This window comes from uncultured Marivita sp., from assembly GCF_947488135.1.
In the GTDB taxonomy this organism is placed as follows: domain Bacteria; phylum Pseudomonadota; class Alphaproteobacteria; order Rhodobacterales; family Rhodobacteraceae; genus Marivita.
Window position 1 is genome coordinate 1 of record NZ_CANKYW010000023.1, and the last position, 7,025, is coordinate 7,025.

Sequence of the window (7,025 nt, forward strand, 5' to 3'; positions counted from 1 at the left end):
ATCCACCTCGTCTGCGTCACGCGCACCGTCTGATGTCCCGCCGTGTCGCCTCAGCGCCGCCGGTGAAGGGGTATTTACGGAGTGCGCCCCGAGTCCGCAAGAGGAAAAAACACCCAAAATCCACTTTTTTTCGTTTTTTCGATTTTCGCGTAAAAACATGGGCTTGGCGCAATTTCCGTGCTCAAACACTGCCTTTCGCGCAATTCTCGACCCCGACCCCTCTATATCTTGCGCATTGCCCTGAGCTTTACGCTAGGAATGCGGATCAGGCCTTGGTCGTCGTCCAGGACCGTGCGAACGAATCCCGCTTTATTCGGCTCAGAAGCAGAATGGCGATCACCGATGCGTAGAGGATCGGCTCCCATTGGAAACCTTTGACCAGCAGCAGGAAGTGCAGCGCGCCGAGGATCGCGATCGGGTAGACCAGCTTGTGCACCCTACGCCATGTCCCAGCACCCAGCTTGCGCAGACTCCAGTTGTTCGAAGTGGCCGCCAGCGGAATCATCAGCACGAAGGCGGCCATGCCCACCGTGATGTACCAGCGCTTGACGATATCCGCCCAGACGTTCTGGAATTGGACATCCAGCACCAACCACGTCAGCAGATGTGCGGTCAGATAGAAGAAGGTAATGACGCCGATCGCTCTACGGAACTTGAGCAGGTTCAGACCGATCCAGCGCCGAAGGGGCGTTACGGCCAGTCCCGCAATCAACAACCAAAGGCTCCAAAGGCCAAGCTCGCGTTCGATCCGCTTGGCTGGATCGACCCCCAACTGTCCCGTAAGGCCGAGATAGTAAATCCAAAGCACCGGCACCGGTGCCAGGATATAAAGCAGCCACGCAGGCACGCGGCGCAGGGACGTGTTCAGCCAGCCCACCACGGTTCAGAAGGACTCCCGCAGGTCCATGCCTTCATAAAGACCCGCGACTTCATCATACCCATTGAACATAAGCGTGGGCACGCGCTTGGCAAACAGACCCGATCCGATCTGGCGTTCGGTCGCTTGCGACCATCGCGGATGATCGACCTCGGGGTTCACATTACTATAGAAGCCGTATTCCCGGGGGTTGGCGACATTCCAGCTCGCAGGTGGTTCGTCTTCGGTCAAAGTGATGCGCACGACCGACTTGATGGATTTGAACCCGTATTTCCACGGCACCACGAGCCGCATCGGAGCGCCGTTCTGTTTCGGCAGATCGCGACCGTAAAGACCGGTCGCCATGATCGTGAGCGGATGCATCGCCTCATCGAGCCGCAAGCCCTCGACATAGGGCCAGTCCAGAACCGGATAGGCGACGCCGGGCATCTCGTCTGGGCGCAGGACCGTTTCAAAGGCCACGTATTTCGCGGAGGATTGCACGCCGACCCAGTTGAGCAGGTCAGCCAGTTCAAAGCCGTTCCACGGGATGACCATCGACCAGGCCTCGACACAGCGGAACCGGTAGATCCGTTCCTCGATGGTCATTTGCGACATGATATCGGAGAAACTGTAATCGCCCGGTTTGTCCACAAGACCGTCGATCCGAACCGTCCACGGTTCGATCGTCAGCGCGTCCGCGTAGCGCGCCGGATCTTCCTTGCCCGTGCCGAATTCGTAGTAGTTGCAATAGGTCGTGATCTCTTCCCACGTGTTCGGCTCAAGCGCCTCCTGCGCCCGCGCGCCGAATGGGAGCGACCCCGCGATCCCGCCTGCCGCCAGTCCTGCCATCAACTGCCGTCTGTTCAGGAAGGCCGAATAGGGAGTGGCGTCCTTCGCAGTCAGGGTGTTCTTCCAACGATATGCCATGCGGTCCTCTGTTTTGTGTCTCTCTTGATATAGACGTGTACCCGAAGGTGACCAAAGCAACTCGCCTCAAATATGCGTGGTGGAATTGAAATGTTGACGTCAGACGCGTCGCGCGGCGGTCCGGTGATCGACCAGCCAATACGCCAGTCCGAGCGCCAGAGCGATCGCGACCAGACCGTGCTGGAGTTCCGCCGACGCGAATGGCAGGGCGAACCCCGTGGCCAAAGGGCCGAACGCGGCGCCTAGATCGCGCCAGGCCTGCATGCGTGCCATGGGGCCAATGGCGTCTTCGTCCACGTCCAAGGATTGCGCGATCACCGCCGGGCCGAGTGACGCCAGCGCGCCGCGAAAGACCAGCATGATGACGGCCCCAAGGATTGTCAGCCCGGACGCGACGCATACGAACCCGATTGTGGTCAGGAACGCTGCCGCGACAAAGACAGGCCGCGCGCCCACGCGATCCGCAATCCATCCGAAAAATGGTGCCGCGATGGCTTCGGCGAAGTGCCGGAGCGCAAGCAATGCGCCACCGCTCAGGACCGCATCAGCCAGGGACGCTTCCCGCGCGAAGATAAGCGTGATGGTGAAGGCAAAAACGCCATCGACGCCGTAACCCTGTAAGAAGAAGAGAACGTCGATCGGTTTGGGTCGGGCCAATGAGGTCGGTCTGCTTTGCTTTTGTGCCCTGACTCGCTCTTTCGGCAAGGTGAAGGCGACGAGGATCGCACATGCCGTCGGCACAGTCAGAAACAGGAAAGCGGCTTGCGCGCCGATAGTGCCGACAAGCCATGCGCCGCCGAACAGCGCGAGTATCGGCCCGATGCGCTGAATGGCTTGACCGACACCAATCCGCGTTCCCGCACGTGCGCGAAATTCGACCGCATAAGAAAGCGTCGCAAGCACGAGGCTTGCATAGGTCAGCCCCCAGAGCAGCCGCGCGAAAAGGAGCACAGTCGGTCCCTGACCCACCCCGTAAAGCGACGTGGACAAGGTGGCCGTGGCCGCCGCGACGAAGCACATATTCCGCACGCCGATCGACTGCGTCACCCGCGCCACGGCACCATAGGCGAAGACGCGAATGAACCGATTGGCCGACAGCATGACGCCGACCCAACCAAGCGTCAGCCCGAACTCCGATGCATAGACAGGCAGGACCGCATAGAGCAGCGCATCGCCCAACAAGGCGAGCGACATGATGGACGACGATCCGATGATCGCGCGCCATCCCGGATCGGTCACGGACGATGCGCCCGGGAAGGCCCTGACACGTTCGGAGCCGCGGGCTCCGCCACCGTCAGCACGCTAGCCTTCCGACCGCAAAGAACTGGCGGAGCGCGCCATCACGCGCCTTCGACGGTTTCGATCATCTCGACCCGTGTTGCATGGCGCCCACCCTCGAACTCGGCCGTCAGGAACGCATCGACGATATCCATCGCCAGGCCTTCTCCCACGACACGCGCACCGATCGACAACATATTGGCGTCATTGTGCTGCCGGATCATGCGTGCGGAAAACGTGTCCGAACACACCCCACACCGGATTCCTTTGACCTTGTTCGCGGCCATCATGATGCCCTGACCGGTGCCGCAAAGGATAATCCCGAGGCGACAATCCCCGGACGCGACACGTTCGGCCGCGGCCTGGCCATGCTTTGGGTAATGCGTGCTTTCCGGCGTGGTCGGCCCGATATCGACAACTTCCCACCCTTGCGCGGCGATGTGATCGGCAAGGGTCTGGCGCAGTTGGATCGCTGCGTGATCGCTGGAAAGGACTATGCGTTTTACACCGGTCATGTCGGGGTCATCCTGTTTCACAAGGCAGTTCGCACGCCTTGGATCAGATGAATGCTTCTTCGTCAATTCGCGGCCGACTCCCAATGTCGCAAGTCGCCGAAGTCACTCCACCTGCCGATCCGGCAACGCGGCAACAAGTTCAACCGTGTTTCCATCCGGGTCGCGCGTGAACAACCCGCGCCATCCAACCCAGTCGAAATCCTGAAACTGCGCAGGAAGCCCCTGCGCCTCAAGCCAAGCCTTGGCGGCCTCCTGTTCCTCCCAGGGAAGGCTCAGTGCGATGTGATGCAGAGCAGACCTGTCAGCGTCATTGCTGGTAAACGCGGTGTCTTCGAACAGAGCAAGGACGGCAGTATGCCCACCGAAGCTTTCGCCAAGGTGGAAGAAAGTGATCCTTTGGGGCGGGCCAGGCCGTCTGCCGTTTGGCAGCACCTCAAGGCCCAGCACCTTTTCATAAAACGCCACCATCGCCTCGTAGTCTTTACACCGGATGGCGATTTCGCCCAGCGCGCGGGGCCGGAACCCCCGCATCACGCCGACACCGTCTGAGGCCACAGGTCCGACATCAGGATCGTCCGTCCGTCAGGCTGAACCACCCGCACATGACGCCGACGCATCAGACGCGGTTCGGCCACACCGACAGAATGGGCAATGGTTTCCACCTCCTTGATGATCTCCTTGGCGTAGGCCGCCACGCGCAATTCCTTGTCTTCGACGACCAACCCGGCCTGAAACCGTGGATTGTGCGTGGTGATCCCGGTCGGACACGTGTTGCGATTACACTTGAGCGCCTGGATGCAGCCCAGCGCGAACATGAAACCCCGCGCCGAAGTGACGAAATCCGCTCCGGTCGCGAGCGCCCAAGCCACATCGCCGGGATTGACCAGCTTGCCGCTGGCCACCAGCGGGATGCGATCTCTTAGGCCATGCGCGTTGCGGATGTTCGCCACCATCGGCAGCGCCTCGCGAATGCTCATCCCGACAAGGTCGATAAGCGGCATCGGCGCGGCACCCGTGCCGCCCTCTCCACCGTCAAGCGTGATAAAATCAGGCGCGGCGTCGGCGCCTCGGTCGGAAATCGCATCGAACAGATCGGCGACGCCATCCTCGGATCCAACGCACATCTTTATGCCCGTCGGTTTGCCGGTGATATCGCGCACCCGCGCGATCATATCCAAGAGGTCTTCCCAGTCGTCCACCTCTACATGCCGGTTGGGGGAAATGCTGTCCTGACCCACCGGGATGCCCCGGACGCCTGCTATTTCGGGAGTGATCTTCTCACCGGGCAGAATACCACCCTTCCCGGGCTTGGCCCCTTGGCTCAGCTTGATTTCGAACATGCGCACCGTCTCATGCGCCGCGATCTCGCGGAGCTTATCCTCGTCAAGCCGCCCGTCGGCATCGCGCACCCCGTACTTGGCCGTTCCAATCTGAAAAACGATGTCGCACCCCCTTTCCAGGTGATACGAAGACAGACCGCCCTCCCCGGTATTCATCCAGATGCCAGCCCGTTTCGCGCCTCGGCTCAGGGCACGCACCGCCGGTTTGGAAATCGCGCCGTAGCTCATGCCGGACAGGTTGAAGAAGGATTTGGCGGTAAAGGGATTCCGTGTTCCGGGGCCGATCACCTTTGGCTCGGAGCTTGCGAACTGGTTGTCGATCGGCGGAAACGGCGCATTCACGAAAATGGGGGTTCCGACGATCCCCGTGTTGCGGGTCGACCCGAAGGCCACCGTGTTGCCATGCCCCTCGGAAGATCGTCTGACCCACTCGCGCTGCGCCCTGTTGAATGGCAACTCTTCGCGGTCCATCGCAAAAAAGTACTGGCGGAAGAATTCGCCCAAAGTTGAAAACAGGCCCCGGAAACGGCCGAGCACCGGGTAGTTCCGCCGGATCGCATCGCTGGTCTGGGACCGGTCCGCTATCCCGAGCATCAGCACCGCCAAAAGGAAGAGGCCGATCACTCCGACCAGTAGAACGGCCAGAAATTGCAGCGCATACATGGCAAATCCCATCACGACCTCACATTCGATTCGTTGCATTTGATGGGTAAGTCAGGTACACCCAATCAACTGCACCCTATGGCATGGATTGCCAGAAAAGGAGACCTCATGAAACGTCTGCTCGCTTCCCTCGCCCTGTCGGTCGCGGCCTCCGTGGTTTCGGCATCCGAGATGATCACCTACGACACCGACCAAACCTTCGAGGATGTCACTTTCGGTCTCGAGAACGCCATCCTGGACGCAGGACTGGTCATCGACTCTGTCAGCCACACGGGAGACATGCTCGAAAGAACGAAAGGCGATGTCGGATCGGACGTCACCCTGTTCCTGAATGCCGAAATCTACAGCTTCTGCTCCGCAAAGGTCTCGCGAGAGGTCATGGAAGCGGATCCAATGAACATCATCTTCTGCCCTTACGACATTTTCGTCTTCGTCCGCCCCGATACGCCCGAGACGACGACGATCGGATTCCGCACCTTTCCGGACGGTCCGATGGACCAGGTCGAAGAGCTTTTGGATGGCATTGCGAAGGCGGCGATCGGGCTGTCTGAATGACGAAACGCTAACACCCGATCACAAGAATTTCACTTGAAGATGCAAAGGCTTGCGGCTTAGGCGGCAAGCCTTTTTCGTCAAGGCAGATAGGCGGATATCCCCGCAGATCCAAAGCCGTCCGGGCTGCGTTTAACTATCAGATGTGCACGACACATCAGACTGAATGACACAAAGGACGACTAACATGTTTCGTAAGACAACACTCGCCCTCACCGCAGCCGCATCCATGCTGGCAAGCACCGCTGTATTCGCTGACGGTCACTCCAAAGACATCGTCGACACAGCCGTGGAAGCAGGATCGTTCGAAACTCTTGTTGCCGCAGTCCAGGCAGCTGACCTGGTGGAAACGCTGAAGGGCGAAGGCCCGTTCACTGTGTTCGCTCCGACCGACGAAGCGTTCGCAGCACTGCCGGAAGGCACCGTAGAAAACCTCCTGATGCCGGAGAACAAGGATCAGCTCGTATCCATCCTGACCTACCACGTGGTGCCGGGCAAAGTCATGTCGACAGACCTCACCGATGACATGGAAGCAGAGACCGTTCAGGGCTCTACAGTGACCATCGACCTCGACGATGGCGTCATGGTCGAAAACGCAACCGTGACCACCGCGGACATCGAAGCGTCGAACGGTGTCATCCACGTGATCGACACGGTGATTATGCCGGAAGGTTAAATCCGGACTTTAGTCAGTTTAGAAAGGGGCGGCTTTAGGGCCGTCCCTTTTTTTCATGTTTGCAGGTTTGCAGGCCAGCATGAGAAATTTGCAAAATCGCTTCCGCGATCCGAAAAGCGCTCGCAAACACAGCTTGAGGGTAAGCATCCGGCGTAGGCCACAGCGAGGTCAACGTGCGTGTTGACGGTCCATTTCGATGAGCTCGCACAGGTTTT

The 7,025-nt window shown here is 59.6% G+C and carries 8 protein-coding genes; 2 read left to right on the plus strand and 6 right to left on the minus strand.

Going from position 1 to position 7,025, the window contains the following annotated elements; all coding sequences use genetic code 11:
* Positions 1 to 265 precede the first annotated feature (265 nt).
* From msrQ to Q1B16_RS22090, 6 genes are all read right to left on the minus strand, one after another.
* Complete coding sequence (gene msrQ / locus Q1B16_RS22065; RefSeq protein WP_299794515.1) at positions 266 to 880, minus strand: protein-methionine-sulfoxide reductase heme-binding subunit MsrQ; 615 nt, start codon at positions 878 to 880, stop codon at positions 266 to 268.
* 3 nt (positions 881 to 883) lie between these two features.
* Positions 884 to 1,786 carry a protein-methionine-sulfoxide reductase catalytic subunit MsrP gene (msrP, locus tag Q1B16_RS22070; protein ID WP_299794518.1) on the minus strand — a complete coding sequence of 301 codons (903 nt, stop codon included), beginning with the start codon at positions 1,784 to 1,786 and terminating at the stop codon, positions 884 to 886.
* A 99-nt stretch (positions 1,787 to 1,885) separates the two neighbouring features.
* The gene (locus tag Q1B16_RS22075; protein WP_299794521.1) at positions 1,886 to 3,025 is read right to left on the minus strand and encodes an MFS transporter; all 1,140 of its coding nucleotides are present in this window, start codon (positions 3,023 to 3,025) and stop codon (positions 1,886 to 1,888) included.
* 101 nt (positions 3,026 to 3,126) lie between these two features.
* Positions 3,127 to 3,579 (minus strand): ribose 5-phosphate isomerase B, encoded by a 453-nt coding sequence (gene rpiB / locus Q1B16_RS22080; RefSeq protein WP_299794523.1) that lies wholly within the window; start codon positions 3,577 to 3,579, stop codon positions 3,127 to 3,129.
* A 102-nt stretch (positions 3,580 to 3,681) separates the two neighbouring features.
* A complete protein-coding gene (locus tag Q1B16_RS22085; RefSeq protein WP_299794526.1) occupies positions 3,682 to 4,134 on the minus strand; it encodes a VOC family protein in 453 nt (150 codons plus the stop codon).
* Positions 4,110 to 5,594, minus strand: a complete 1,485-nt coding sequence (locus Q1B16_RS22090; RefSeq protein WP_299794529.1) for an FMN-binding glutamate synthase family protein — start codon at positions 5,592 to 5,594, stop codon at positions 4,110 to 4,112. Before Q1B16_RS22090 ends, Q1B16_RS22085 begins: the two co-directional genes overlap by 25 nt.
* A gap of 96 nt (positions 5,595 to 5,690) precedes the next feature.
* Between Q1B16_RS22090 and Q1B16_RS22095 the strand changes: the two genes are divergently transcribed.
* Both Q1B16_RS22095 and Q1B16_RS22100 read left to right on the plus strand, forming a co-directional pair.
* Complete coding sequence (locus Q1B16_RS22095) at positions 5,691 to 6,137, plus strand: DUF302 domain-containing protein (RefSeq protein WP_299794532.1); 447 nt, start codon at positions 5,691 to 5,693, stop codon at positions 6,135 to 6,137.
* A 184-nt stretch (positions 6,138 to 6,321) separates the two neighbouring features.
* On the plus strand, positions 6,322 to 6,810 hold the full coding sequence (locus Q1B16_RS22100) for a fasciclin domain-containing protein (RefSeq protein WP_299794535.1): 489 nt from the start codon (positions 6,322 to 6,324) through the stop codon (positions 6,808 to 6,810).
* The last annotated feature ends 215 nt before the right edge of the window (positions 6,811 to 7,025 follow it).

Excerpts from the sequence above, each read along its gene's own strand:
- msrP (WP_299794518.1), bottom strand. The coding sequence starts at position 1,786 with ATGGCATATCGTTGGAAGAACACCCTGACTGCGAAGGACGCCACTCCC.
- rpiB (WP_299794523.1), bottom strand. The coding sequence starts at position 3,579 with ATGACCGGTGTAAAACGCATAGTCCTTTCCAGCGATCACGCAGCGATC.
- Q1B16_RS22090 (WP_299794529.1), bottom strand. The coding sequence starts at position 5,594 with ATGGGATTTGCCATGTATGCGCTGCAATTTCTGGCCGTTCTACTGGTC.
- Q1B16_RS22095 (WP_299794532.1), top strand. The coding sequence starts at position 5,691 with ATGAAACGTCTGCTCGCTTCCCTCGCCCTGTCGGTCGCGGCCTCCGTG.
- Q1B16_RS22100 (WP_299794535.1), top strand. The coding sequence starts at position 6,322 with ATGTTTCGTAAGACAACACTCGCCCTCACCGCAGCCGCATCCATGCTG.